The 25,052-nt window shown below is 43.1% G+C and carries 38 protein-coding genes and 1 pseudogene; 3 read left to right on the top strand and 36 right to left on the bottom strand.

Annotated elements, in window-relative coordinates:
• Nucleotides 1–46 precede the first annotated feature (46 nt).
• Both RR876_RS07975 and RR876_RS07970 read left to right on the top strand, forming a co-directional pair.
• A complete protein-coding gene (locus RR876_RS07975) occupies nucleotides 47–259 on the top strand; it encodes a YheV family putative zinc ribbon protein (protein ID WP_171057590.1) in 213 nt (70 codons plus the stop codon).
• A 12-nt stretch (nucleotides 260–271) separates the two neighbouring features.
• Nucleotides 272–691 (top strand): hypothetical protein, encoded by a 420-nt coding sequence (locus tag RR876_RS07970; protein ID WP_178895980.1) that lies wholly within the window; start codon nucleotides 272–274, stop codon nucleotides 689–691.
• A 423-nt stretch (nucleotides 692–1,114) separates the two neighbouring features.
• Here the strand turns inward: RR876_RS07970 and RR876_RS07965 are convergent, their stop codons facing one another.
• The 5 genes from RR876_RS07965 to RR876_RS07945 all read right to left on the bottom strand — a co-directional run bounded on the left by RR876_RS07965 (nucleotide 1,115) and on the right by RR876_RS07945 (nucleotide 6,344).
• Nucleotides 1,115–3,310, bottom strand: coding sequence for a TRAP transporter large permease subunit (locus RR876_RS07965; protein ID WP_332476464.1), 2,196 nt, complete (start codon nucleotides 3,308–3,310; stop codon nucleotides 1,115–1,117).
• 182 nt (nucleotides 3,311–3,492) lie between these two features.
• The gene (gene rrtA, locus RR876_RS07960) at nucleotides 3,493–4,065 is read right to left on the bottom strand and encodes a rhombosortase (protein WP_332476463.1); all 573 of its coding nucleotides are present in this window, start codon (nucleotides 4,063–4,065) and stop codon (nucleotides 3,493–3,495) included.
• Nucleotides 4,066–4,136: 71 nt separating this feature from the next.
• The gene (locus RR876_RS07955) at nucleotides 4,137–5,174 is read right to left on the bottom strand and encodes a hypothetical protein (RefSeq protein ID WP_332476462.1); all 1,038 of its coding nucleotides are present in this window, start codon (nucleotides 5,172–5,174) and stop codon (nucleotides 4,137–4,139) included.
• A gap of 520 nt (nucleotides 5,175–5,694) precedes the next feature.
• Nucleotides 5,695–6,081, bottom strand: coding sequence for a protein YgfX (locus tag RR876_RS07950; protein WP_062032505.1), 387 nt, complete (start codon nucleotides 6,079–6,081; stop codon nucleotides 5,695–5,697).
• 5 nt (nucleotides 6,082–6,086) lie between these two features.
• Nucleotides 6,087–6,344, bottom strand: coding sequence for a succinate dehydrogenase assembly factor 2 (locus RR876_RS07945; protein ID WP_005401275.1), 258 nt, complete (start codon nucleotides 6,342–6,344; stop codon nucleotides 6,087–6,089).
• Between the two features lie 192 nt (nucleotides 6,345–6,536).
• Here RR876_RS07945 and RR876_RS07940 point away from each other — a divergent pair, with 192 nt between their 5' ends.
• Nucleotides 6,537–7,709, top strand: coding sequence for an acyl-CoA dehydrogenase family protein (locus RR876_RS07940; protein ID WP_332476460.1), 1,173 nt, complete (start codon nucleotides 6,537–6,539; stop codon nucleotides 7,707–7,709).
• Nucleotides 7,710–7,744: 35 nt separating this feature from the next.
• Here RR876_RS07940 and RR876_RS07935 read toward each other — a convergent pair whose 3' ends face one another.
• From RR876_RS07935 to RR876_RS07785, 31 genes and pseudogenes are all read right to left on the bottom strand, one after another.
• Nucleotides 7,745–8,536 carry an alpha/beta hydrolase gene (locus tag RR876_RS07935; protein WP_332476459.1) on the bottom strand — a complete coding sequence of 264 codons (792 nt, stop codon included), beginning with the start codon at nucleotides 8,534–8,536 and terminating at the stop codon, nucleotides 7,745–7,747.
• Nucleotides 8,537–8,674: 138 nt separating this feature from the next.
• On the bottom strand, nucleotides 8,675–10,165 hold the full coding sequence (locus tag RR876_RS07930; protein ID WP_332476458.1) for an NAD(P)/FAD-dependent oxidoreductase: 1,491 nt from the start codon (nucleotides 10,163–10,165) through the stop codon (nucleotides 8,675–8,677).
• 195 nt (nucleotides 10,166–10,360) lie between these two features.
• Complete coding sequence (rplQ, locus tag RR876_RS07925; protein WP_004691290.1) at nucleotides 10,361–10,726, bottom strand: 50S ribosomal protein L17; 366 nt, start codon at nucleotides 10,724–10,726, stop codon at nucleotides 10,361–10,363.
• An 18-nt stretch (nucleotides 10,727–10,744) separates the two neighbouring features.
• Nucleotides 10,745–11,752: a DNA-directed RNA polymerase subunit alpha gene (rpoA, locus tag RR876_RS07920; RefSeq protein WP_004691292.1), complete on the bottom strand. Its 1,008-nt coding sequence runs from the start codon at nucleotides 11,750–11,752 to the stop codon at nucleotides 10,745–10,747.
• Between the two features lie 16 nt (nucleotides 11,753–11,768).
• Entirely contained in the window at nucleotides 11,769–12,395 is a 627-nt protein-coding gene (rpsD, locus tag RR876_RS07915; protein WP_004691294.1) for a 30S ribosomal protein S4, read from the bottom strand.
• A gap of 12 nt (nucleotides 12,396–12,407) precedes the next feature.
• Nucleotides 12,408–12,794: a 30S ribosomal protein S11 gene (gene rpsK, locus RR876_RS07910; RefSeq protein ID WP_001040166.1), complete on the bottom strand. Its 387-nt coding sequence runs from the start codon at nucleotides 12,792–12,794 to the stop codon at nucleotides 12,408–12,410.
• A gap of 19 nt (nucleotides 12,795–12,813) precedes the next feature.
• The gene (gene rpsM, locus RR876_RS07905; protein ID WP_004691296.1) at nucleotides 12,814–13,170 is read right to left on the bottom strand and encodes a 30S ribosomal protein S13; all 357 of its coding nucleotides are present in this window, start codon (nucleotides 13,168–13,170) and stop codon (nucleotides 12,814–12,816) included.
• A gap of 107 nt (nucleotides 13,171–13,277) precedes the next feature.
• Nucleotides 13,278–13,394, bottom strand: coding sequence for a 50S ribosomal protein L36 (rpmJ, locus tag RR876_RS07900; RefSeq protein WP_000867907.1), 117 nt, complete (start codon nucleotides 13,392–13,394; stop codon nucleotides 13,278–13,280).
• Between the two features lie 19 nt (nucleotides 13,395–13,413).
• Complete coding sequence (secY, locus tag RR876_RS07895) at nucleotides 13,414–14,733, bottom strand: preprotein translocase subunit SecY (RefSeq protein WP_332476486.1); 1,320 nt, start codon at nucleotides 14,731–14,733, stop codon at nucleotides 13,414–13,416.
• A gap of 45 nt (nucleotides 14,734–14,778) precedes the next feature.
• Nucleotides 14,779–15,219 carry a 50S ribosomal protein L15 gene (rplO, locus tag RR876_RS07890; protein WP_004691300.1) on the bottom strand — a complete coding sequence of 147 codons (441 nt, stop codon included), beginning with the start codon at nucleotides 15,217–15,219 and terminating at the stop codon, nucleotides 14,779–14,781.
• A gap of 3 nt (nucleotides 15,220–15,222) precedes the next feature.
• Nucleotides 15,223–15,399 carry a 50S ribosomal protein L30 gene (gene rpmD / locus RR876_RS07885; RefSeq protein WP_004691302.1) on the bottom strand — a complete coding sequence of 59 codons (177 nt, stop codon included), beginning with the start codon at nucleotides 15,397–15,399 and terminating at the stop codon, nucleotides 15,223–15,225.
• A gap of 6 nt (nucleotides 15,400–15,405) precedes the next feature.
• Nucleotides 15,406–15,903, bottom strand: coding sequence for a 30S ribosomal protein S5 (rpsE, locus tag RR876_RS07880; RefSeq protein WP_004691304.1), 498 nt, complete (start codon nucleotides 15,901–15,903; stop codon nucleotides 15,406–15,408).
• Nucleotides 15,904–15,905: 2 nt separating this feature from the next.
• Nucleotides 15,906–16,256: a 50S ribosomal protein L18 gene (gene rplR / locus RR876_RS07875; protein WP_004650473.1), complete on the bottom strand. Its 351-nt coding sequence runs from the start codon at nucleotides 16,254–16,256 to the stop codon at nucleotides 15,906–15,908.
• Between the two features lie 14 nt (nucleotides 16,257–16,270).
• A complete protein-coding gene (gene rplF, locus RR876_RS07870) occupies nucleotides 16,271–16,804 on the bottom strand; it encodes a 50S ribosomal protein L6 (protein WP_332637068.1) in 534 nt (177 codons plus the stop codon).
• A 13-nt stretch (nucleotides 16,805–16,817) separates the two neighbouring features.
• Nucleotides 16,818–17,213: a 30S ribosomal protein S8 gene (gene rpsH / locus RR876_RS07865; protein WP_004691308.1), complete on the bottom strand. Its 396-nt coding sequence runs from the start codon at nucleotides 17,211–17,213 to the stop codon at nucleotides 16,818–16,820.
• A gap of 12 nt (nucleotides 17,214–17,225) precedes the next feature.
• Nucleotides 17,226–17,531: a 30S ribosomal protein S14 gene (gene rpsN / locus RR876_RS07860; RefSeq protein ID WP_004691309.1), complete on the bottom strand. Its 306-nt coding sequence runs from the start codon at nucleotides 17,529–17,531 to the stop codon at nucleotides 17,226–17,228.
• A gap of 9 nt (nucleotides 17,532–17,540) precedes the next feature.
• Nucleotides 17,541–18,077, bottom strand: coding sequence for a 50S ribosomal protein L5 (gene rplE / locus RR876_RS07855; RefSeq protein ID WP_004691311.1), 537 nt, complete (start codon nucleotides 18,075–18,077; stop codon nucleotides 17,541–17,543).
• Between the two features lie 15 nt (nucleotides 18,078–18,092).
• A complete protein-coding gene (gene rplX, locus RR876_RS07850) occupies nucleotides 18,093–18,410 on the bottom strand; it encodes a 50S ribosomal protein L24 (protein ID WP_004691313.1) in 318 nt (105 codons plus the stop codon).
• Between the two features lie 9 nt (nucleotides 18,411–18,419).
• On the bottom strand, nucleotides 18,420–18,788 hold the full coding sequence (rplN, locus tag RR876_RS07845; protein WP_004657680.1) for a 50S ribosomal protein L14: 369 nt from the start codon (nucleotides 18,786–18,788) through the stop codon (nucleotides 18,420–18,422).
• A 92-nt stretch (nucleotides 18,789–18,880) separates the two neighbouring features.
• Nucleotides 18,881–19,138, bottom strand: a complete 258-nt coding sequence (gene rpsQ, locus RR876_RS07840) for a 30S ribosomal protein S17 (RefSeq protein WP_004691314.1) — start codon at nucleotides 19,136–19,138, stop codon at nucleotides 18,881–18,883.
• Nucleotides 19,135–19,332 (bottom strand): 50S ribosomal protein L29, encoded by a 198-nt coding sequence (gene rpmC, locus RR876_RS07835; protein WP_004650482.1) that lies wholly within the window; start codon nucleotides 19,330–19,332, stop codon nucleotides 19,135–19,137. Before rpmC ends, rpsQ begins: the two co-directional genes overlap by 4 nt.
• Nucleotides 19,332–19,745: a 50S ribosomal protein L16 gene (rplP, locus tag RR876_RS07830; RefSeq protein WP_004691317.1), complete on the bottom strand. Its 414-nt coding sequence runs from the start codon at nucleotides 19,743–19,745 to the stop codon at nucleotides 19,332–19,334. Before rplP ends, rpmC begins: the two co-directional genes overlap by 1 nt.
• A pseudogene (rpsC, locus tag RR876_RS07825) lies at nucleotides 19,685–20,501 on the bottom strand (30S ribosomal protein S3). The gene rplP and the pseudogene rpsC overlap by 61 nt, the downstream one beginning before the upstream one ends.
• 1 nt (nucleotide 20,502) lies before the next feature.
• A complete protein-coding gene (rplV, locus tag RR876_RS07820) occupies nucleotides 20,503–20,832 on the bottom strand; it encodes a 50S ribosomal protein L22 (protein WP_004691320.1) in 330 nt (109 codons plus the stop codon).
• A 9-nt stretch (nucleotides 20,833–20,841) separates the two neighbouring features.
• Nucleotides 20,842–21,117 (bottom strand): 30S ribosomal protein S19, encoded by a 276-nt coding sequence (gene rpsS / locus RR876_RS07815; RefSeq protein WP_004281508.1) that lies wholly within the window; start codon nucleotides 21,115–21,117, stop codon nucleotides 20,842–20,844.
• 19 nt (nucleotides 21,118–21,136) lie between these two features.
• Nucleotides 21,137–21,961 (bottom strand): 50S ribosomal protein L2, encoded by an 825-nt coding sequence (gene rplB / locus RR876_RS07810; RefSeq protein WP_004691322.1) that lies wholly within the window; start codon nucleotides 21,959–21,961, stop codon nucleotides 21,137–21,139.
• 11 nt (nucleotides 21,962–21,972) lie between these two features.
• Nucleotides 21,973–22,293, bottom strand: a complete 321-nt coding sequence (gene rplW / locus RR876_RS07805) for a 50S ribosomal protein L23 (protein WP_004691323.1) — start codon at nucleotides 22,291–22,293, stop codon at nucleotides 21,973–21,975.
• Nucleotides 22,290–22,892, bottom strand: coding sequence for a 50S ribosomal protein L4 (rplD, locus tag RR876_RS07800; RefSeq protein WP_004691326.1), 603 nt, complete (start codon nucleotides 22,890–22,892; stop codon nucleotides 22,290–22,292). The genes rplW and rplD overlap by 4 nt, the downstream gene beginning before the upstream one ends.
• Before the next feature lie 11 nt (nucleotides 22,893–22,903).
• On the bottom strand, nucleotides 22,904–23,542 hold the full coding sequence (gene rplC, locus RR876_RS07795; protein ID WP_004691328.1) for a 50S ribosomal protein L3: 639 nt from the start codon (nucleotides 23,540–23,542) through the stop codon (nucleotides 22,904–22,906).
• Between the two features lie 60 nt (nucleotides 23,543–23,602).
• Nucleotides 23,603–23,914: a 30S ribosomal protein S10 gene (gene rpsJ, locus RR876_RS07790; RefSeq protein WP_000070912.1), complete on the bottom strand. Its 312-nt coding sequence runs from the start codon at nucleotides 23,912–23,914 to the stop codon at nucleotides 23,603–23,605.
• A gap of 264 nt (nucleotides 23,915–24,178) precedes the next feature.
• Complete coding sequence (locus RR876_RS07785) at nucleotides 24,179–24,916, bottom strand: type 1 glutamine amidotransferase (RefSeq protein WP_332476456.1); 738 nt, start codon at nucleotides 24,914–24,916, stop codon at nucleotides 24,179–24,181.
• Nucleotides 24,917–25,052 lie beyond the last annotated feature (136 nt).

Raw genomic sequence — 25,052 nt, 5'->3', positions numbered from 1 at the left:
GAGTAAACTAGGCGCCTAAATTGTTCAGAAGGTAAGTCTAATGACTATTAAACGTCGTTTCATTGCAGGTGCAAAATGTCCTAAATGTCAGGCGATGGATCGAGTTGTTATGCTTACCTCGAATGACGATGAATGGATTGAATGTATCGACTGTGGTTATTCTGAGAATCGTCCAACTCATGTAGACGAGCCTCAGATCGCCGCTATCCCTGACGAGGTTGGGGTCATTCAATTTAAACCACGTCAATCCAAAGAATAAAGGTTGAATCGAATGTCGTCCGTACAACACAACAACCCTAAATTACTCTGGGGTATTACAGCAGGTTTAGTCGCAATCATTGCGATTTTTGCACTTTATCAATGGTTGTTTGCTGCACAAGAGTCTGCAACACCGGTGCACCAAGCGGAGTTGATTCAACCGACCGTGAAGGCACTTCCAGAAGCTGAAAAAGCAGCTTCGACCGCCATGGCTGACAACACCATTAAATTGGTCGAAGAAGATATTTTAAAAGCACCTGTACCTGAAAATGCCTCACTTGCCAAAGAAGAAGTGGCGAAACTGGACGATATTCAAAGCCAGTTGAAGGAACAGGAAAAGAGCTTGCAAGCACAGCACAAAGATGCCGATGAACTCGTAAAGCTCAAAGAAGAACAAATTAAACTGTTAGAAGCCCAATTGGCTGCTCAGTAAAATACGGTTGTTATTTTTAAAGACGTTAGCCTATCGACTGATACGCTAACGTCTTTTTTGCCCTGCTGCTTCACCCACCTATTCAATCAGCGCAAAGCCATTACACAACTCATCATCTCTTTTGAGCTACCTCCACTAATAAAGTCTCTAGTCGCTATACATCACAACCCCTAGCTCATGCCAAGGATATCTTTTAGAAGGACTTTATTTGTCGAGTGGCTCTTATCATTGAGCCTAAGTGATGACTGATTTTCTAAGATAGGCCGCTTAGCAATATCGTTGTACTTTGATTTGATATAAGTGACGATTTGAGTGGGTAATTCCTGCGAGGGAAACTATTTTCCTCACAAACACCTCTAATAAATCCAAAGCATAAAAAAGCATCCGAAGATGCTTTTTTATGGTCTAGCTCAAGTTCTAAACTCAGTGATACCAATTGAACAGCTTAAAGATATAAGGTGCGTAAGTTACAATCAACAAAGATGGGAACAAGACTAATATTGGTAAAATCCAACGTTCATAACGATAGTAAAACGAAGTATACATTTCTTTAGCTTCCGCATCGGCTGCACGGACTTCATCATCCCCGACTGAAAGCCGTGTTAGCAAATGGTTCAGCGCCACTGGCGGAGTGACATAACCCAGTTCAAATGCGACCAATACGATCATCCAGAAATGGATTGGGTGAATGCCATTTTCATATGCGACAGGAGCAATCGTTGCAGCGACTAAAATCACTGCACCAAATGGATCCGTGGTCATTCCAATGATTGCCAACAGTAAAGCAATAAACGCCAGTGAAATGTAAATATTACCTAAATGGGTTGGAAGTAATTCAACAACTTCCGTTCTTTCAATCAAGCCTCCTACACTTGCAGATAAGGCCATCAGGATAATTAAGGCTCCAATATGTCCCACCGTCTCTGATGAGGCAAACCAAATTGACCCTCCAAAACCACGGCGCTTGGTCTGACCAGCATGCTCACGTAAAAATTCCGAGTGTTTTTCATGCTCTAGGGCCAATACGCTATGTGCATCTACAGGTGTAGGGTTAAAACGATCACTCCACCAACGGTCAAACATAATATAGGCAATTAAAATAATCGGCAGAACCACAGGTGCTGTGAATTCATCCATTTGCGTATCTAGACCATATTTATAAAAAGCAATCACCACTAACGTAATCACAATATATGGAATCACTGGTATAAAGGCACGTAGCATACCCGGTATCGCAACACGCGGAGAGTTAACACGGAAGCGTGTTTCAGCCAAGTATAAAGAGATCCCTAAAAATACAAATGCCGTGAGCCAAAATACATAAATACCATGATCGAATAGCTCATCAGAAGTGACATGTCGACTATCTAACATCGAAATCAAAATAATGAGTAAACAAGGACGAATCACAACTCCTAAAGAGCCAGACATTGCAGACACTGCAAGCGCAAACTGACGTCTTGACCCCGAATTCCAAACTTCTTTATAAATAATTGCACCCGCCGCAACTACAAAGATACCTGATGCCCCCGTATAAGCAGTTGGGATAGCTGCCGCAATTAGAATCAACCACGTTAATGTTTCGGGAGCCAAATTCCACGGACGTAAAATACCTAAGAATAAATCCATAACACGCGTTTGGGTCAGTAACATCCCCGCCCAAATAAACAGTGCTAAATTGAGGAAAATGCCAGAAAACTCAACCAACTGACCAAGGTAAATACCTTGCCCCATTGGGTAGTCCATAAAGAAGGTAAACGCAATGCCTGTCACTAAAGCCATATAGGCATACAGTGGTACACTTAAGAGTGCTAAGCCAATATTCCCCTTACCGGCTTGTTTCGGCTCAGGAGTTCTAAAAAATTGAAGAATACTAATCACAGTCACACTGGAAAATAGAATAATCCAGAGCCAATATACGGTCAGCGTTTCAAAGGTGGATTCAACCCCGGAGTTCAGTACAGATTGGAACTGACTATAGACCGAATACGTCAACAAGCCATTACCCAACGCCATAAAGACCGAATACACACGGAAATCAAGTTTAGTTGTCGGCGCCCGTAAACCAATATGGTGATATTTGACTGAAGCTGTAATTGCTGAAACCAATACCATCAACAAAAGAATTAAAACACGGTTTTCAGAGCCAAACTTAAAGATACCGAAGAACGTAGTTTCAATTGTGCGATAAGTTCGAATACTTGGATGCTCGTCCAAATATTGAGTAGCCTTATCATAAAATTGATACTTTTCCTCACACTGTTGCACCCCAGCCATCACAGAAGCACGTACATCGGCTTCCGAAGCTGTGCCAAAGATGTCCGCAAATTCATCGGCAGCATTAGACTTCATTTGCTGCTGAACCAAAATATCGATATTCGGATGGCGGTTACACTCAGGTTTTACAGGCTCAGCTCTTAAAAAAGAATACTGCATACCCGTGGCTGGATCGCCATATAAGCGCTCCCCCATACGCAGTAACTGGCCATGGATCATTTCACCTGTACCAATTAATAGCGTAAGTAACAGTAAAATCAGAATGACAAAAGTAGAAATCCACTCGGTCCATATATACTTCAGCAGATCGAGTCCTGATCTGCGCTGTCCATGATTCTGCATGTTGTTTCCTATTTTTATTACAGTTCTATTCGGCGCAATGCACCGCAGAACCTGTCGTTTTAGTCGGCTCGAGCTTGTCCTTTCTCTATGCCTTTAGATTTTTGTTTTGTTTATCTTTGCATCAAATTTATATTTTTGAATATGACAATCTAGATTTTCTTTTTAGAATTTAGGTCAATAGATTACTCATCAAATAGATTCACCCCGATTAAATACAAAGCTGAAATCACAATTCCCCAGATCACGCCCAACAAATGTGCTTCGACCAAAACTGGACTCCCGATCAGTTCAGCCGTAGCACTCTCGCCAAAGGTATTTTCCCAAATCAGTTTGCCTAAAATGAGAAACAACACCAAACTCGCAAACATCCGTTCTTTACGATACAGCAAATGGACAATTGCTATGGCAGTGAACATCCCATGCAGCACCCCTGACAGCCCAGCGTAGGCTTCAATGTCTGCTAGAAAATAATAAAAACTCAGACTAATCAGTGGCGGTAAAATCAGCAATAAGGCCACAAAATGCCAGACACGGGCCCGTGGAAAAATAAAAGGCAAACACATAAAAGCCAGCATATTGAGTGCAAAATGAATCCATCCCACATGCACCCAATGCGCGGTCCACAAGCGCCAAATTTCGGGAAAAATATCAACCCGCCAATAAATAAATTGATCTTTAAAAATCTGTAGGCATGCCGAGATCGACACGACAAACGCAATCAAAATGATTTTTCGATTCAGAAATTGATCATGCATCACATGTCCTTATCGTGTTGCTCATTCATTTATTGTTATTTTTTCTGCGCTTCCGCTCAGTTTAAAATTGGTTAACTTTCACTAAACAACTCATCTAGCTCAGAACGGTCTTCTTTTTCATCCCAGAAATGCGCCATACCACCATCCCCAGTTCGTGTCCCGGTATGTTCAGTCCAATAACGATCCGAAATGCCTTGAACCATACTCGAGGCCATACTATCAATCAGTTTAAATTGTGGATTGCTTTGTTTTTCATCACTATAAGAAGCCGCATAACTTTTCAATGCATCACGAATCTTGGCATCGTCACCACTGGCTTGAGCCGCTATAGCATACATTGCATGAGATAAACGAACCCCTTTTTGCTCCCCAATTTGCATCGATTGTTTCAAGGTCTGATAGGGATCTGGTTTGCCTTCACCCGCACCTGGCAATAAGGTCCAAATCACCGCACGTGTTGCATTTGGCGCACCCCAAAATTTTTCATTGTCTAGACACACCATCCCACGCTCGACAATCGCAGCAATGTCTTTAGGCACATTGACTGCACCACCTGAGTTAATATCATTGGTCATGGCTTGTAGCCCACTCAACATCCCCAGCATATACACGGTTTGATCCAAATCGCTGTTCATTTTTGGACAGCCTTCGCCCAATGGTTTCTTATATTTCTTTTCCCAGCGGTTTTGAAAAAGCTGATAGCCGGTATATTGGCGTTGTGCCGCAGTCGCCGCCCAACGCTTTTGTTCAATCCGAGCATCCTGTGCTTCCGAGACATTGCCTGCTTTCGAGGCACGCAAATAACGTAACTCAGCCTCAAGCGCCTGATTTTCCGCACATATACCCGATGCTGAATAAAGTAGAACAGCAACACGCGTTGGATCTGCCCCCATATCTTTGGTCGACATAATCGCTGGAGTCAAAGCATTGCCTGAGTTACACACCATCTCAGCATCTTCCATAGCTAAAATAGGCGGTACTATATGTTTTTCACTAAACCCGAGCGCAACATTGGCGCCTGTTTTAACCACTTGTGAACAACCCGAAAATAATAAACTTGTAAGCGCTACAACAGCCACACCTTGGCATATTTTTTGGACTTGCGACATTTTCCTGTCCTCTATTTGTATAATTGTATGTGTCCATGCTGACAAACATAGCAGAAGCATTTTCCGAAGAAAAGAGTATTTACTCTAAATCAGACCACTACTCTGCCATGAAATAAAAATCTGAAAATTGACTGAAATGACGCCTCAACTTTTTTTTAGGCAAAAAAAAGTAGCATAGCGACGGTTCGGCACATGCTACTTATCAACTGGGAGGCCTAGCTAGGCTTTGTTTGGTGCAAATCGTTCCTTCAGCACAGTTCCTAATCGTCCTATAACAATCGCTAACACAATTGCTACCACTAGAAACATCCAAGTTGGGATCATCATACGATTTTCCTTGTTTGCTGTTGGTGATTTGAATGTACATTTTAAGAGCAAAAAACTGGAAGAAAGTTGTCTGACAATCCCAAAAAGCACATCAGTTTCTTCAGATATGTCAGACAAAGTAAGATTTTATATAATAATACTTATTATTTTTCAATTACTTAATTAAATTTCTTAAGTTTAAATTGTCCAACAATTATTGCATTTTAGTGAGTATTTTCAGGGCTTTCCACTGCGTGATGGGTAACTGATCACACCAAACCAACATCGGTTTTGCTCTAAAGTGTTGAAAATAAATCACAATATAAGCACGATGATCCACAATATGGCTGATTTGAACTCGTTGCACATTGGTTTGTTTCTGAAGTGACAAAGACCAATCACGGCCATCTAAATGCTGAAGCTGAAAATGTTGCGGCCCACGTAGAAAAAACAAATACAGCACAAAGCCAGCAACCAAAGCGATCAGCCACAGTCCTAAAGGAAGTAGCTGATACAGGACCAACATCAGAACGGCATAAATCGACAACTGAAACACATAAGCCAAACGGCTGGGTTTAAGTTGAAAATGACGATGTTCCATTGCACTTATCCGTGTACATAATGCTTTAATTTTTGAATCAAGGTTTTCATTTCAGGGTGCGGCGGCTCAGAGACTTCCATAAACCAATCCAGCAAATCAGGATCTTCTTGTTCAACCAAGGCCGCAAACATGGCCTTTTCTGCAGGATCTGCCTGAAGATAATAATTTTTCACATAAGGGTCAAAGTACACATCAATTTCTTTTAAACCACGACGTGCACGGTAGATTACTTTACGTTCTTCTAGGCTCATTTCTTCAGTCATTACATTCCCCAAATTAATTGAAACGGCTTAGTTTAACCGATCACACCGTCCTCGCCACTAGTTAAATGTCGCAATTTTAACAACTGGCAAAACTCATCAAAAAATCAAATAGATTTGAGCATTCAGTCCATTGTCGCATGTCCTGCTTTTCACTACTCTCTTAGCAAAATAACAACATCAGGATGAGCTTCCATGCAATCAGGTGCAATTCGCCCTTTAAACAATATGCTGCCGCGTAACTTATTTAATGCTGAACATGAAGCATTTCGAGAAACTGTGCGGAAGTTTTATGCTAAAGAAGTCGTTCCAAATATTGAAAAATATGAACAACAGCAACATGTCGATCGTGAACTATGGAATAAAGCAGGTGCCATGGGGCTACTGTGTGCCACCATGCCTGAAGCTTATGGTGGTTCGGGTGTAGACCGCTTATACAGTATGATTTTGATTGAGGAACAAGCCTATGCCATGGATTCCTCGACAGGTTTTTCATTACACTCTGACATTGTCGCGAACTATATCAATAACTTTGGCAGTGAAGCACAAAAACATTATTGGTTAACGCGGATGGCTTCGGGTGAAACCGTCACAGCCATTGCGATGACTGAACCTGGCACAGGCTCAGACTTGCAAGCGGTACGAACAACGGCTGTTTTAGACGGGGATGACTATATTATCAATGGCTCCAAAATCTTCATTACCAACGGCTATCTCTGCGATATGGCGATTGTGGTCTGCAAGACAGGCGACAGCGAAAAAGGTTCAGCCAATCTCTCATTAATCATCGTTGAAGCTGATCGTGCAGGGTTCAGTAAAGGTAAACCGCTCAATAAAATTGGAATGAAAGGGCAAGACACCTGCGAATTGTTCTTTGATCATGTCCGAGTCCCCAAAGAAAATTTACTGGGTATGGAAGGCATGGGCTTTATGATGCTGATGAAAGAACTGGCTTGGGAGCGTATGTTGGTGGCCATTATCTGCCAAGCAGGTGCAGAAGCAGCACTGGCGCATACCGTTCAGTACACCAAAGAGCGTAAAGCCTTTGGAAAAACAATTTCAAGCTTTCAAAATACCCGCTTTAAACTGGCGGAGTTACGTACAGAAATCGATTTTTGCCGCGCTTACCTCGACCGTTGTATGCAATTGCAACTGGAAGAGAGTCTCGGTATTGATGCCGCCGCTGCAGCAAAATATAAAATTTCCGAGATATTTTCTAAAGTTGTCGATGAATGTCTACAACTGCATGGCGGCTATGGTTATATGCTGGAATACCCGATTGCACGGGCTTATCTAGATAATCGCGCCAATCGTATTTATGCAGGAACCAATGAAATTATGAAAGAGTTAATTTCCCGTTCACTCTAAGATCAAAAAGCCCATCTTTGGATGGGCTTTTACTTTTAACAATGTGCTTGATGAAACTCAGCAATCAAAGCAACCACCAACTCTGGTTGCTCTTTATGTGGCATATGGTGTAGACCTTCTAAAATGTGCAGTTCAGCCTGCCCAGACACCCCTTCAAAAATCTGCTGGGGTTGTGCCGTACTGCCGTATTCATCCAGTTCACCATGAATAACCAACGTTGGACAACGCACACCATCAATCACACTGGACAAATTCCAATCTTGGAAAATGGGCGATAGCCATGTTTCGGTCCATGCATCAAGCACCCACTGCACCTTTTCTGGGTGATACCTCTCCAAACGCTCCATTTGTCCCGCTTGTTGAAAGCCAACTTTCGCTTCACTTATCCCCCTCAGTGTCAGTGCTTCAACCGCATACTGTGCAGAGATTGAAATTAATCCTTGGCAACGCTCTGGATACGCCGCAGCAACCGCAACAGACATACCCCCACCCACACTATGCCCGAGGATGACAAAATTCTGGATCGAAAAATAATCCAATACAGCTTTAAAGGACTGTTCTGCTTCAGTGATGACAAAACTATGCACCAAGGGCTGCGTACTCACATCAGATAAACCAAAACCCAATCGATCATAGGCATAGACCACGCGCGCAGTCGCTTGTGCCAGTCGGGCAGGAAAATCCCGCCACAAAGCCACACAACCTAATGAATCGTGCATTAAAATAATCGGAGCTAAAGTATGATCTGCTGCATCAGTGTGCCATTTTTTGGCATGAATCATATTTGACGCAGATGGGACTTGGTAACTTTGTTCTAAGATATTCAAAATATTCCCTATTCTTTATCTTTTAAGTTTTTAAAATCATCCACCAGTCCTACCGTTTAAGAAAGTAAAAACAGAACACCCTAAAGTCATTTCCATAAAAAAGGAGCGTTACGCTCCTTTTAAAATCAACCACTCAGCCTAAGACACCAGTTTAGGTTTCTTGTCCAATGCTGCATCACGTTTAGCAAATTTCAGTACTCCATCCTCAAAAGAAGCACTTTTCAATGTTTTCCGATCCGCAAGATAATTATTGCTGACTTTCCATGGCGCATGTTTACCCTGTTTTGGCATCACATTAGCGGCACGAGCAATATAACCTGAACTCAAACTACCCATAACCGTATCATCCATGAGCTCTGTCGCATCCCCCTGCGGGATTACTTCTACCCACTGCTTTTGATCCATATAGTTGAGTAAACGACAAATATATTCAGCAGCAATATCCACTTTCAAGGTCCATGACGCATTAATATAGCCAATAATCATCGCCATATTCGGTACATCACTGACCATCACGCCCTGATACAACATATGTTTAGAGGTATCTAACGGTTTGCCATCAATGGTTGCTTGTATACCACCCAAGATTTGAATTTCTAGACCTGTGGCTGAGACGACAATATCGGCCTCTAAATGCTGACCAGATTTTAATTGAAGACCCGTTTCAGTAAAACTCTCAATCTGATCTGTTTCAACACTGGCTTGACCTGAACGAAGAATTTTAAATAAATCACCATCTGGCACCACACATAAACGTTGATCCCAAGGATTATATTCTGGGGTGAAGTGTTTCATGTCCACTTTACCTTTGAGCTGCATCTTAATCGACTGTAGCAGCAGTCGGCGTAGCAATTTCGGTTGCTTCTGCGCGAGTGCATAAATCCCGCGCTGCATCCCAATATTACGTGCACGGGTCAGCTTATAAGCCACATCTTCAGGTAACACTTTACGCATTTTGTCATACACAAAATCAATCGATGGTACCGAAGCAATATAGGTTGGAGAGCGTTGTAGCATAGTGACATGCGCCGCCCCACCTTTGGCCATCGCAGGCACCAGTGTAATCGCTGTCGCACCACTACCAATAATGACGACTTTTTTACCTGTATAATCTAATTTTTCAGGCCAAAACTGTGGATTTACAAACTCGCCTTTAAATACTTCTTTATTTGGAAAATCAGGTTGGTAGCCTTGGTCGTAGTTATAATAGCCTGTACAGCCAAACACAAAATTTGCAATCCAGTTTTCTTTTTTGCCTTTTGCATTCTCAATCACTACCTGCCACTTTTTCTGAGCAGAATCATAATTGGCGCTGAGTACGCGATGCTTAAAATGAATTTTTTCTTTGAGTTTCTGTTCATCAATGACTTCCGCCAAATAGCCCTTAATCGAAGAACCATCTGCCAAAACGCTGGCTTGTTGCCACGGTTTAAAATTAAAACCAAACGTCGACATATCGGAATCAGAACGAATACCTGGGTATTTAAATAAATCCCATGTTCCACCAAAGCTGTCACGACGTTCAATAATTTCAAACGAACGTTGTGGGCAATGCTTGGTTAAATGTGCAGCAAGGCCAATGCCTGAAATACCAGCACCTACAATGAGCAGATCGACGTGCTTATCCATGTTGTTTTTATCCTGTCTTATATTCTGTTCTTATTAAACCACAAAACTGACAATACACAATGTCAAGTTTAAGCAGATCTGTCGTAAAATATGTCACTACAGGCCAAAATACAAAGATTATCGAACAAAAACCCATAAAAAAAGACCAGTGAAACACTGGTCTTTTTCTAAGAACAACTGAATAGTTCTACGAAATTATTTAACTTCGCGATCTACTAGTTCAACGTAAGCCATCGGCGCAGCATCACCTGCACGGAAGCCCGCTTTAAGAACACGTAGATAACCGCCGTTACGTTCTTTGTAACGAGGGCCAAGAACGGTAAATAATTTACCAACAGTTGCTGCTGAACGAGTACGAGCAAACGCTAAGCGACGGTTTGCAACAGTATCGTTTTTAGCTAAAGTGATTAAAGGCTCAGCTACACGACGTAACTCTTTTGCTTTAGGCACAGTTGTTTTGATCAACTCGTGCTCAAACAAAGAGTTAGCCATGTTTTGAAACATCGCTTTACGATGGCTGCTTGTACGGCCTAATTTCACACCACTATTACGATGACGCATGGTGATAGTCCTACTTAATTAACGGCTACGATAGGCGAAACGATCGTCCATACGGAGACTAGCTGGTGGCCAGTTCTCTAAACGCATGCCGAGTTGTAAGCCTTTTGAAGCCAGAACATCTTTGATCTCAGTAAGCGATTTCTTACCAAGGTTAGGAGTTTTGAGTAACTCAACCTCAGTGCGCTGTACAAGATCACCAATGTAGTAAATGTTTTCTGCTTTCAAACAGTTAGCAGAACGAACAGTAAGCTCTAGATCATCTACTGGACGAAGCAAAATCGGATCAACTTCTTCACGAGGTTCTTGAGCAACAGGAGCTTGATCTTTCTGAAGGTCAACAAAAATTGCAATTTGTTGTTGCAAGATTGTTGCCGCTTTGCGGATCGCTTCTTCAGGATCAACTGTACCGTTGGTCTCAAGATCAATGACCAATTTATCAAGGTCTGTACGTTGTTCTACACGAGCGTTTTCCACTGTATAAGACACACGTTTGATTGGGCTATAAGAAGCATCTAACTGTAAGCGACCTACAGGGCGAGTCTCGCCTTCTGGGAAACGCGAGTCAGAAGTTTCATAACCACGACCTTGAGAAACTTTCAAGCGCATTTTTAATGAGCCTGAAGCACTTAAAGTACCGATCAAATGTTCAGGGTTAACCACTTCAACATTATGAGGTAAACGAAGGTCAGCGGCAGTTACGTCGCCAGGACCTTGTTTCTCTAATGTCAAATAAGCTTCATTTTGATCGAACAGCTTAATAGACAATCCTTTTAGGTTCAGCAAGAGCTCGACGATGTCCTGCTGCAAGCCTTCCAAAGTACTGTACTCGTGCTCGACACCTTCAATCTCAACTTCAACCACAGCAGCGCCAGGTAAAGAAGAAAGAAGGATGCGACGTAAAGCATTGCCCAGAGTATGACCAAAGCCACGCTCTAAGGGTTCTAGAATAACTTTTGCCGAGGTCCCGCTAACCGCTTCGACCTTGATCGCTTGCGGAGTTAGAAACTCATTTGCAGTACGCGTCATATTGCTACCTCAAGGATTATTTAGAATACAATTCTACAATCAAGCTTTCGTTGATTTCAGCAGGTAAATCTGAACGATCTGGTGCAGCTTTAAACGTACCTTCCAACTTAGAATGGTCAATTTCCATCCAAGAAGGAATACCACGTTGTGCAGCTAATTCAACTGCGTTTTTGATACGCAATTGTTGTTTAGCACCTTCATGCACAGCAATTACATCACCAGCTTTAACTTGGATAGACGCGATGTTAACACGACGGCCATTCAAAGTGATCGAGCGGTGAGATACAAGCTGACGAGCTTCTGCACGTGTAGAACCAAAACCCATGCGATAAACGACGTTATCAAGACGGCTTTCAAGCAGTTTCAACAAGTTTTCACCAGTTGCGCCTTTCACACGAGCAGCTTCTTTATAGTAATTACTAAATTGACGCTCTAAAACACCGTACATACGACGTACTTTTTGTTTTTCACGTAATTGTAGTGAGTACTCAGATTGTTTGCCACCACGCGCTCCGCCATGTTGGCCAGGAGCTTTAGCAGCTTTTTTAGTTTTGACGTCAAATGGTTTAACGCCAGATTTTAATTGCAGGTCTGTCCCTTCGCGGCGAGAGAGTTTGCATTTTGGACCAATATAACGAGCCATGAATGTTTCTCCTTACACGCGACGTTTTTTAGGTGGACGGCAACCGTTGTGCGGGATTGGCGTCACATCGGTAATGCTGTTAATTTTATAACCCACTGCACCTAAAGCACGAACCGCAGATTCACGACCAGGACCAGGACCTTTTACAAGGACGTCCAAGTTTTTCAAACCGTAGTCTAAAGCAGCTTTACCAGCAACTTCAGCAGCTACCTGAGCAGCAAACGGAGTTGATTTACGTGATCCACGGAAGCCTTGTCCACCAGAGGTAGCCCAAGCCAGTGCATTACCTTGACGATCGGTAATAGTCACAATGGTGTTATTAAAAGAAGCGTGAATGTGTGCAACACCTTCAGAGACGGTACGAGTGACCTTCTTGCGTGTGCGAGTATCTTTAGCCATCTTTTAGCTTCCAGAAATCTTATTTCTTAATAGGTTTGCGCGGACCTTTACGGGTACGTGCGTTAGTTTTGGTGCGTTGTCCACGGACAGGCAAGCTGCGACGATGACGAAGACCGCGGTAGCAGCCTAAATCCATTAAACGTTTAATGTTCATGGAAATTTCGCGACGTAAATCACCTTCGGTCGGAACCTTAGCAACTTCTGCACGAATCGCATCAAGCTGAGCGTCATCTAATTCACGGATCTTTGTAGTCGGCGCAATACCAACAGCAGCCAAGATATTCTTAGCAGTGTGGCGACCTACACCAAAGATGTACGTTAGAGAGATAACAGCATGCTTGTTATCCGGAATGTTTACACCGGCAATACGAGCCATTCAATTTTCTCCAAAAAGGCAGTTAAGACAATCAACCGCCCCACAAAAATCTTGAGGGGCGGATAATAACCTAATTAGCCTACTGAAATCAACAGGTCTTGATCAGATTAACCTTGACGCTGCTTATGACGAGGTTCTGCGCTACAAATTACGCGAATAACCCCATTACGACGGATAACTTTACAGCTACCACAAATTTTCTTTACAGAAGCTTGTACTTTCATGATGAAACCTCAAGTGCGCTTATCCCTTAGGATGAGCAGTCGTTTTTCTCATTAACGTTTGATTATCGTACTGATGCGAGGTGAGATGAGCTTGCAGCTGAGCCATAAAGTCCATCACTACCACCACAACAATGAGCAAAGATGTTCCACCTAAAGAGAATGGAATACCAAATGAGCTTTGTAAAATCATCGGCATTAAGCAAATGATGGTGATATAAATCGCACCAATAAATGTCAAACGGTTAAGAATATGATCTAAGTAACGAGCAGTTTGCTCACCTGGACGAATACCAGGTACATAAGCCCCGCTGCGTTTCAAGTTTTCCGATACTTCTTTCGGGCTAAATACAAGCGCTGTATAAAAGTAACAGAAAAAGATAATTAACGCACCAAAGAGCACCAAATACAACGGCTGACCAGGCGAAAGCACCAATGCCAAATCTTGCAAACTACGTTTGATAATACCCGCATTCGGATCTGCACTACCCACCCATTGCCCTAAGCTCGCAGGGAACAAAAGCAATGAACTTGCGAAAATCGCAGGGATCACACCAGCCATATTAATTTTTAATGGCAAATGCGACTGTTGTGCAGTAAATACACGACGTCCTTGTTGTTTTTGAGCATAGTTTACTGGAATACGACGTTGCGCCTTCTCAATAAACACAATTGCAGCTAATACAGCCAGAGACAACACGCCAAAAACAACCAAGCCGATTAGACTGGTTTGACCATTATCTACTGATGATATTGATTGCAGAATTAAATTCGGCAAACCTGCAACGATACCGGCGAAGATGATCATGGAAATACCATTGCCCACCCCACGTTCGGTAATTTGCTCACCTAACCACATCAAGAACATTGTACCTGCAACCAAAGAGGTTACAGCTGGTACGTAGAAAGCCAGACCTGCAGTTAAGGTAATCCCTTGACTGATCAGACCAGCACACATCCCAATTGCCTGCACGAGTGCAAGGAACAATGTACCCTGTCGCGTATATTGATTAATCTTACGCTTGCCTTGTTCGCCTTCTTTCTTTAAAGCTTCCAGCGAAGGAATAACTGTAGACATTAACTGCACGATAATCGATGCAGAAATGTACGGCATAATCCCAAGAGCAAGAATGGACATACGCTCTAATGCACCACCCGAAAACATGTTAAACAAACCAAGGATCGTGCCTTGGTTTGCATTAAAAAGATTTTCAAGTGCGGCATTATTAATGCCTGGTACTGGAATATGTGCTCCTAGTCGAAAAACCAATAATGCACCGATGAGAAACATCATGCGGCGAATAATTTCACGGTATTTCACATGAAATGGCTGGCCTTTCATCATATTGACATGACCTGAAGAACTAGGAGACATAGACACTAGCGATTACTCCTCGACTTTACCGCCAGCAGCTTCAACAGCAGCTTTAGCGCCTTTAGTCACAGCAACACCTTGAACAGTGAATGCACGAGTAATTTCACCAGAAAGTACGATACGAGCACGTAACATATCTTTACGTACAACGTTTGCAGCTTTTAAAGTTTCTAGGCTAACGATGTCGCCTTCAACTTTAGTAAGCTCAGATAAACGTACTTCAGCAGTTTTCAAAGCGATTTGGCTAGTGAAACCGAATTTAGGTAAACGGCGATATAATGCAGTTTGACCACCTTCAAAGCCTGGACGAGTACCACCGCTCTTACGTGAATTCTGACCTTTGACACCACGGCCACCAGTCTTACCAACGCCAGAACCGATACCACGGCCTAGACGACGATTTTCACGTTTTGCACCTTCAGCAGGTGCAAGCTCATTTAAACGCAGAGTCATGGCTTATTCCTCTACACTAACCATATAGTAGACTTGGTTGATCATACCACGGTTAGAAGGCGTATCTTGCACTTCTACAGTATGACCAATACGACGCAGACCTAAACCTTGTAGGCTAAGCTTGTGATTTTTCAAGCGATGCGCAGAAGATTTAGTCTGGGTAACTTTAATCGTTTTCATGATTGATTACCCTTGAATTTGTTCTACTGTAAGACCACGTTTCGCAGCAACCTTCTCAGGAGAAGTCATATCACGCAGACCATTAAAAGTCGCGTTTACTACGTTTGCAGCGTTAGTAGAACCATAACATTTTGTTAATACGTTACGTACGCCTACAGCTTCTAGAACTGCACGCATAGCACCACCAGCGATTACACCAGTACCTTCAGAAGCAGGTTGCATGTAAACACGGCTTGCACCGTGACGCGCGTTAATAGGGTGCTGTACAGTACCGTTAACAAGGTCAACAGTAATCATGTTGCGACGAGCAGCTTCAAGTGCTTTAGAAATAGCAGCTGGAACTTCACGTGCTTTACCACGACCAAAACCTACACGACCATTACCATCACCAACCACAGTCAATGCTGTGAAAGAGAAGATACGACCACCCTTAACAACTTTGGCTACACGATCAACGGCAACCAGCTTTTCAACAAGACCTTCGTTTTGTTCAACTTTAGCCATGATTAGAACTCCAAGCCGTTTTCACGAGCAGCATCAGCCAAGGCTTTGATACGACCATGATATTTGAAACCAGAACGGTCAAATGCAACTTTAGTAACACCAGCTGCTTTAGCGCGTTCTGCGATTAAAGCACCTACTTTAGTAGCTGCTTCAACGTTACCAGTTGTACCAGCACGTAAAGTAGCATCTAAAGTTGAAGCTTGCGCTAAAACTTTGCCACCATCTGCTGAAATAACTTGAGCGTAGATGTGACGCGGAGTGCGGTTTACACACAAACGAGTCGCACCCAACGCACGGATGTGCAAGCGTGTGCTTTTCGCACGACGCAAACGGGATTGTTTCTTTTCGTTCATAAGAACCTCGCGCCTTATTTCTTCTTAGCTTCTTTACGAAGTACAACTTCGTCAGAATAACGAACACCTTTACCTTTATAAGGCTCTGGTGGACGGTAACCACGGATATCTGCAGCAACCTGACCTAAACGTGCTTTATCAGCAGATTTAAGAATGATTTCAGTTGCTGTAGGAGTTTCAGCAGTTACACCTTCAGGAAGCGTATAGTCGATCGGGTGAGAGAAACCAAGGTTAAGGTTAACAATGTTACCTTTAACCGCAGCTTTATAACCAACACCGATAAGTTGTAACTTACGTTCGAAGCCTTCGCTCACACCTTTTACAAGGTTATTAAGCACAGCGCGAGCAGTACCAGCTTGCATCCAAGCGTCTTTCGACTCAGCTTTTGGAGCAATCGCTAAAATACCGTCTTCCTGTTTAAGCTCGACCAGCGCATGCAGGGTGAAAGACAAAGTACCTTTGCTACCTTTCACTTCGACCTGCCGGCCGTTCTGAGTAACTGCTACACCGTTAGGTACAGTTACTGGGGCTTTAGCCACACGAGACATGAGGAATCACCTATTAAGAAACAAAAGCAATAACTTCACCACCGATACCTGCAGCACGTGCAGCGCGATCAGTCATGATGCCTTTGCTTGTAGAAACAATTGCAATACCTAAACCTTGCTTAACGCTCGGAAGTGCATCTTTACCGCGATACTGACGTAGACCTGGACGGCTTACGCGTTTCACAGTTTCGATAACTGGTTTGCCTTCGAAATACTTTAAAGTCAAAGTAAGAGTTGCTTTGCCTTCAGCATCCGCAACTTCTACGTTTGAAATGTAACCTTCTTGTTGAAGAACGTTTGCAATAGCAACCTTCAACTTAGAGTTAGGCATAGAAACTGTTTGTTTCTTTGCCATTTGCGCGTTACGAACACGAGTTAACATGTCGGCAACGGTATCTTGCATACTCATCTATAGCGCTCCTTACCAGCTTGCCTTAACAACGCCCGGTACATCACCTTGCATTACTGTATCGCGTAATTTGTTACGGCTTAAACCGAACTTACGGAAGTAACCATGAGGACGACCAGTTAAACCACAACGGTTACGTAAACGTACTGGAGACGCATTACGTGGTAATGCTTGGAATTTCATCATCGCTTCGAAACGCTCTTCGTCGCTAGCATTTACGTTTGCAATAACAGCTTTTAATTCAGCACGTTTTGCAGCGTATTTAGCAACAGTAGCTTCGCGTTTCAATTCGCGATTAATCATACTTTTCTTAGCCATATCGACCTCTTATTTGAACGGGAAGCCGAATGCACGCATAAGCGCACGGCCTTCGTCATCGGTGCGAGCAGTCGTAGTGATGGTAATATCCATACCACGAATACGATCAATCTTATCAAAATCGATTTCAGGGAACATGATTTGTTCCTTAAGACCCATTGAGTAGTTGCCGCGACCATCAAATGATTTCGCAGAGAAACCACGGAAGTCACGGATACGAGGGATCGCAATCGAGATTAGACGGTCTAAGAATTCGTACATACGTTCGCCGCGTAAAGTAACTTTACAACCAATCGGCCAACCATCACGGATTTTGAAACCAGCGATTGATTTGCGAGCTAACGTAAGAACTGGTTTTTGACCAGCGATAGCTTGCATATCAGCAAGAGCACCATCAAGGAGTTTTTTGTCAGCAGCAGCTGCGCCAACACCCATGTTGATCGTGATTTTAGTAATGCGAGGAATATCCATCACATTTTTAACGGCTAAAGTCTCTTGTAATTGAGCCTTAAGTTCGTCGTTGTAACGCGTTTTAAGTCTGGCCATTGCCTTTTCAACCTATTACTTCGCTACCGCCACTGATTCACCATTTGACTTGTAAACGCGAGTTTTCACGCCTTCAGTCACTTGGTAACCAACACGGTCAGCCTTTTGGGTTGTAGCATTAAAAATTGCCACATTAGAGATATGAAGCGAAGCTTCTTGTGTAACTACAGCGCCTTCAGCACCTGTTGCACGGTTCGGCTTTTGATGCTTCTTAACCAAGTTAAGGCCTTCAACCATAACACGGTCATTTGAAACAGACAGAACAGTACCCTGTTTGCCTTTTTCTTTACCTGCGATCACAATAACTTGATCGCCTTTTTTAATCTTAGCCATGATTGCCTCTTATAGAACTTCAGGAGCCAGTGAAATAATTTTCATGAACTGTTCAGTACGAAGTTCACGAGTCACTGGTCCGAAAATACGAGTTGCAATCGGCGCTTTGTTGTTGTTCAAAATAACAGCAGCGTTATCGTCGAAACGAATCACTGAACCGTCTGGACGACGGATACCGAATTTTGTACGAACTACAACAGCATTCATCACGTCACCTTTTTTAACACGTGCGCGTGGAATAGCTTCTTTTACAGTAACTTTAATAATGTCGCCAACAGAAGCATAACGACGGTGTGAACCACCAAGTACTTTAATACATTGTACGCGGCGAGCACCACTATTGTCTGCTACGTCTAGCATACTTTCGGTTTGAATCATTGCCCTACTCCAAAACCGAGCATCACCGGTCACAATTTCGAAAGGCTCAAAGAGTACTCGAAATTAACCGATGATGCAACAGATACGTCTAATTACTCAGCAGCAGCTTCAACAACTTCAACTAGAGTCCAAGACTTAGTTTTAGAAATTGGGCGGCTTTCTTTGATAGTCACAACGTCGCCAGTTTTAGCTGTGTTGTTCTCATCGTGAGCATGTAATTTAGTTGAACGGCGGATTGATTTGCCATACAACGGGTGTTGAACGCGGCGTTCGATAAGTACAACAATAGACTTGTCCATTTTGTCGCTTACTACTTTGCCGGTTAACGTGCGAACTGTTTGTTCACTCATTGTCCGTTCCCCTGTTTTTCGGTAAGGAGTGTCTTAATACGAGCAATTGTCTTACGAGTAAGTGCAACTTCGTGCGATTTACCCAATTGACCAGTTGCTTTTGCCATACGAAGACGGAATTGGTTAAGCTGTTGCTCATCAAGCAAAGCTGTCAACTCTTCTACCGACTTTTCACGTAGATCTTTAGTTTTCATTACATTACCGTCCGAGTCACGATAGTGGTTTTAAACGGAAGTTTAGCAGCTGCAAGCGTAAACGCTTCGCGAGCCAATTCTTCGTTAACACCATCAATTTCGTACAAGACTTTACCTGGTTTGATTTGACAAACCCAGTATTCCACAGAACCTTTACCTTTACCCATACGCACTTCAAGAGGCTTAGAAGTAATCGGCTTGTCTGGGAAAACACGGATAAAGATCTTACCACCACGTTTAATACGACGGCTGATTGTACGACGCGCTGCTTCAATTTGACGAGCAGTCATTTGACCACGCTCAACAGATTTAAGTGCGATTGTACCAAAAGATACCGAGCTACCGCGGTGAGCTAGACCAGTGTTACGGCCTTTCTGCACTTTACGGAATTTAGTACGTTTAGGTTGTAACATGGATTATTCTCCTTTTTCAGCAGAACGATCATTGCGACGACCACGACGCTCTTGACCTTCACCACGACCACGACCGCGTTTAGCTGGACGTTCTTCAGCTGGAGCTGGGTTCATGACTTGTTTCATGCCACCCAAGATCTCACCACGGAAGATCCAAACTTTAACACCAATCGTACCGTAAGTCGTTTCAGCACGCATAGTTGAATAATCGATGTCTGCACGAAGTGTATGCAAAGGTACGCGACCTTCACGATACCACTCAGTACGAGCAATCTCAGCACCACCTAAACGGCCTGATACTTCAACTTTGATACCTTTAGCACCAGCACGCATTGTGTTTTGAACCGCACGCTTCATAGCACGACGGAACATTACACGTTTTTCTAATTGAGAAGCGATAGCTTCAGCAACTAAACGAGCGTCTAAGTCTGGGCGATCGATTTCATTGATACTTACTTGCGCTGGAATACCCATAATTTGAGTAAGTTCACGCTGTAGTTTCTCAATGTCTTCGCCTTTTTTACCGATAACGATACCAGGACGTGCAGTGCTAATAGTTACTTTAGCAGCGCCCGTAGGACGTTCGATAAGAATATTGCTGATCATTGCATTCTTAAGTTTTTTAGTTAAAAACTCACGAACTTGAAGATCTTTAAGCAAGTATTCAGCGTATTGTTTCGGACTCGCATACCAGTTGGCGTTATGACGTTTTACAACACCAAGGCGGATACCGATTGGATGAACCTTCTGACCCATATCAAACCCCTACCTTAACGGTAATGTGACAAGTACGCTTAGTAATACGATCTGCACGGCCTTTAGCACGTGGCATAATACGTTTAAGGCTAGTGCCTTCATCAACGTAAATCGTAGTAACCTTAAGGTCGTCTACATCTAAACTGTTATTGTGTTCAGCGTTTGCAATTGCAGATTCCAATGCTTTTTTAACCAAAACTGCAGCTTTTTTGTTGCTGAAGTTGAGAATATTAAGCGCGTGAGCAACAGATTTGCCACGGATTAGGTCTGCAACCAAACGAGTTTTTTGTGCCGAGATAGCGGCACCGCGTAATTTAGCAGTAACTTCCATCATAGCACCTTAACGTTTAGATTTCTTGTCAACACCGTGACCACGATAGGTACGAGTTGGCGCGAATTCACCAAGTTTGTGACCAACCATATGTTCAGATACGATCACTGGAACATGGTTACGGCCATTATGTACAGAAATTGTTAAACCAACAAAATCTGGGAGGATCATCGAACGACGCGACCAAGTTTTGATCGGCTTACGGTTATTAGCCGCGATAGCCGCTTCAACCTTAGCGAACAAGTGCGCATCGACGAATGGGCCTTTTTTCAGAGAACGAGGCATTGTCAGATTCCTTTACTTGTTACTTAACGCGACGGTCGCGAATAATCATCTTAGTCGTACGCTTATTGGTACGTGTCTTGTACCCTTTAGCTTTTTGACCCCATGGGCTTACAGGTTGAATACCTTTGCTACGACCTTCACCACCACCGTGCGGGTGATCTACTGGGTTCATCGCCATACCACGAACGGTAGGACGAACGCCACGCCAGCGTGCTGCACCTGCTTTACCAAGTGAACGAAGGTTGCTTTCTTGGTTAGAAACTTCACCAAGAACTGCACGGCACTCAACGTGAATTTTACGCATTTCACCAGAACGTAAACGAACGATAGCGTAAGAACCGTCACGACCCAACAACTGAACTGAAGTACCAGCAGAACGAGCTAATTGCGCGCCTTTACCGATTTTAAGTTCGATGTTGTGAAGAGTAGAACCGATAGGCATATTGCGAAGCGGTAAACAGTTACCTGGACGAATTGGAGCATCGTTACCAGATTGAACTTTATCGCCAGCGCGAAGGCCTTTAGGCGCGATGATGTAGCGACGCTCACCATCAGCATACAATACTAGTGCAATGTGTGCTGTACGGTTAGGATCGTATTCAATACGCTCTACAGTTGCAGGAATACCATCTTTGTTACGTTTAAAGTCAACTAGACGGTAGTGCTGCTTGTGACCGCCACCAACGTGACGAGTCGTGATGTGACCGTTGTTATTACGACCACCAGTACGTTTTTTAGCTTCAACCAACGGAGCATAAGGCGCACCTTTGTGAAGATGGTCGTGAACGACTTTCTCTACAAAGCGACGTCCAGGAGACGTTGGCTTACATTTTTGAATTGGCATAATTCTCGTCCTTATTCCGCTGCGCTTTCAGCGGTATCGCCCAAGTCAGCCATTTCAACATCTTGGCCAGCTTTCAGGGTGACGTATGCTTTTTTAACATCAGAACGACGTCCCAATGTTTTACCAAAGCGTTTAGTCTTACCTTTAGTGATCGTTGTGTTAACTTTAACAACCTGAACACCAAACAATTGCTCAACAGCTTTTTTGATTTCAAGCTTGTTTGCATCAAGTGCAACTTTGAAAACTTGAACACCAGCAGTTTCGCCTAAAACTTGTGCTTTCTCTGAGAATACAGGTCCTTGTAGGACTTGATAGATACGTTCGTTGTTCATCCGAGTTCTACCTCAATTTTCTTAGCAGCAGCTACAGACATAACAACTTTATCGAACGCAATCAAGCTAACAGGATCGATAGCAGCAGCATCAACCACATCAACGTGTGGAATGTTGCGCGCTGCAAGGTATAGATTCTCATCTACAGATTCTGTAACGATCAATGCACGAGTAGCATTCAAGTCGTTAAGTTTTGCAAGCAACTCTTTAGTTTTTGGAGCAGCAACAGCAAACTCTTCAACCAATACAAGACGATCTTGGCGAACAAGTTCAGCTAAGATACATTGCATTGCACCGCGATACATTTTGCGGTTAACTTTTTGAGACCAATCTTGTGGGCGAGCAGCAAAAGTTTTACCACCACCTACCCAGATTGGGCTACGAATAGAACCAGCACGAGCGCGACCAGTACCTTTTTGACGGAATGGCTTTTTGCCACCGCCAGAAACGTCTGCACGTGATTTCTGAGCTTTTGAACCTTGACGGCCACCAGCTAAATAAGCTGTAACAACCTGGTGTACAAGAGCTTCATTGAATTCACGACCGAACGCAACTTCTGATAATTCAACAGCAGAGCCGGAAACAGTATTTAAATTCACGTTATTTCCCCTCAGGCCTTGATCGTAGGACGAACAGTTACGTCACCACCAGTAGCGCCAGGAATTGCACCTTTCACTACTAAAACTGAACGTTCTGCGTCGATAGATACAATTTCTAGACCCTGTACAGTTACGCGTTCAGCACCTAAATGGCCAGCCATTTTTTTGCCTTTGAATACGCGACCAGGAGTCTGGTTTTGACCTGTAGAACCCAGAACACGGTGAGAAAGTGAGTTACCGTGAGTCGCATCTTGCGTACGGAAGTTCCAACGCTTAACACCACCTTGGAAACCTTTACCTTTCGACTGACCAGTTACGTCAACTACTTGACCAACTGTGAACATGTCTACACCGATAGTTCCACCAACTTCACGACCTTCAAGATCAGCTTCTGTTGCACGGAATTCTTGAACTAGACGACCAGCAGCAACACCCGCTTTCGCGAAGTGACCTTTCTGAGCGTTAGTTACGCGAGATTCGCGACGTTCACCAGTAGTGATTTGAATCGCTTGATAACCATCAGTTTCAAGCGTTTTGATTTGAGTGATGCGGTTAGGATCAACCTCAATCACTGTAACAGGCACAGAAACACCAGCATCTGTAAAGATACGTGTCATACCGCACTTGCGACCGACTAAACCAATAGCCATGTGCATAAACCTCTAAAAAAGCGGCCTAATTAACTTAGAGCGTTAATTAACCCGAAAGCCTTAACCCAATGCGATCTGAACATCAACACCAGCTGCAAGATCTAACTTCATCAATGCATCTACAGTTTTGTCTGTAGGTTGAACGATGTCGATCAAACGTTTATAAGTGCGGATCTCGTATTGGTCACGCGCATCTTTGTTAACGTGTGGTGATGTTAAAACGTTAAAACGTTCAATGCGTGTAGGCATTGGAATTGGACCACAAACTTGTGCGCCAGTACGTTTTGCTGTTTCTACGATTTCTTGAGCTGATTGATCAATTAAACGGTGATCAAAAGACTTCAAACGGATACGAATTCTCTGGTTAGACATACCAGTAAACTCCAAGCCAAATATATAAAGAATCACTCCTGACGCATCTCACCCCACTAAAAGGTAAGTGTCAAGAGCAGTGAAATATCACTAAGGTCATGATCGATGCCACGACTGTCACGATGTTAACTACTTTATTCGCAGTTAACCCCCTTTCATTAAAGGGTCGCTCATTATAGCCATTGTTTAATGCATAAGCAAATCCATTTTTGATTTTTTACAATATATTCAATTTGTTTGGATTATCAGTAGCTTAAAAAAGCATCAATAGACTGTTTGCCGCAACACATAATCAATTGCGCTATTAAGAATTTGATTTCCCTCAATAAAATTTAATTTTTGCGATTTTTTCAATTCAGTTTCAGTTGCCACGTATTGACCCGAGAACTTATTCAGTTCGTCATCATTTTCTAAAAAGAGTGCCAAGGTTTCTGGCACGATCTCTGGGTGAAATTGAAAACCCAATACATTCTTTCCAATTTGGTACATTTGATTACGACAGACTGTATTTTCAGCCAAATGTACAGCACCTTTTGGAATTTCAAAGGTCTCGCTATGCCATTGCATCACATTAAACTGTTCAGGCAACTCAAAGCATTCTGTTGGGACGTGCTGGATTTTGCGTACTGTCGCCCAACCCAACTCCTGTTGTTCATTGCGACTGACCGCGGCACCGAGCGCATTGGCAATCAATTGCCCACCCAAGCATAAACCAATCGCGGGTTTTCCTGCGGCCAAGTAACGTCTTAACCAACGCTTCTCGATCTTTAACCATGGAAAATTAACTTCATCATTCACACTCATGGTCCCGCCCATAATGATGAGTAAGTCGACATCCTCAATACTCGGTAAAGCTTCTATCTCTAAGGCTTGATCTATAGGTAAAGCAAAAAACTCTGTTGCACTGATTACTGCACCTTGTTGTTTTAAATACGTATAGCAACTGCCGAACCCTTCACCAGCAATATGCTGAAAATAATGTACTTTTAAATGCGACGTCATGCGCTTATGCCTTCTTTTTACTATCCTTATAGATGATTTAGCAAAATTGAAGCCAACTTTTTATTTTGCTTACCTTTATTCACATTTGTTCAATTTTCTCGCCTATTTAGAAACTTTCTCTTAAGCTAAAACAATT

The organism is Acinetobacter sp., assembly GCF_036666595.1.
In the GTDB taxonomy this organism is placed as follows: Bacteria; Pseudomonadota; Gammaproteobacteria; order Pseudomonadales; family Moraxellaceae; genus Acinetobacter.
This window is presented reverse-complemented; position numbering and strand designations above follow the sequence as displayed.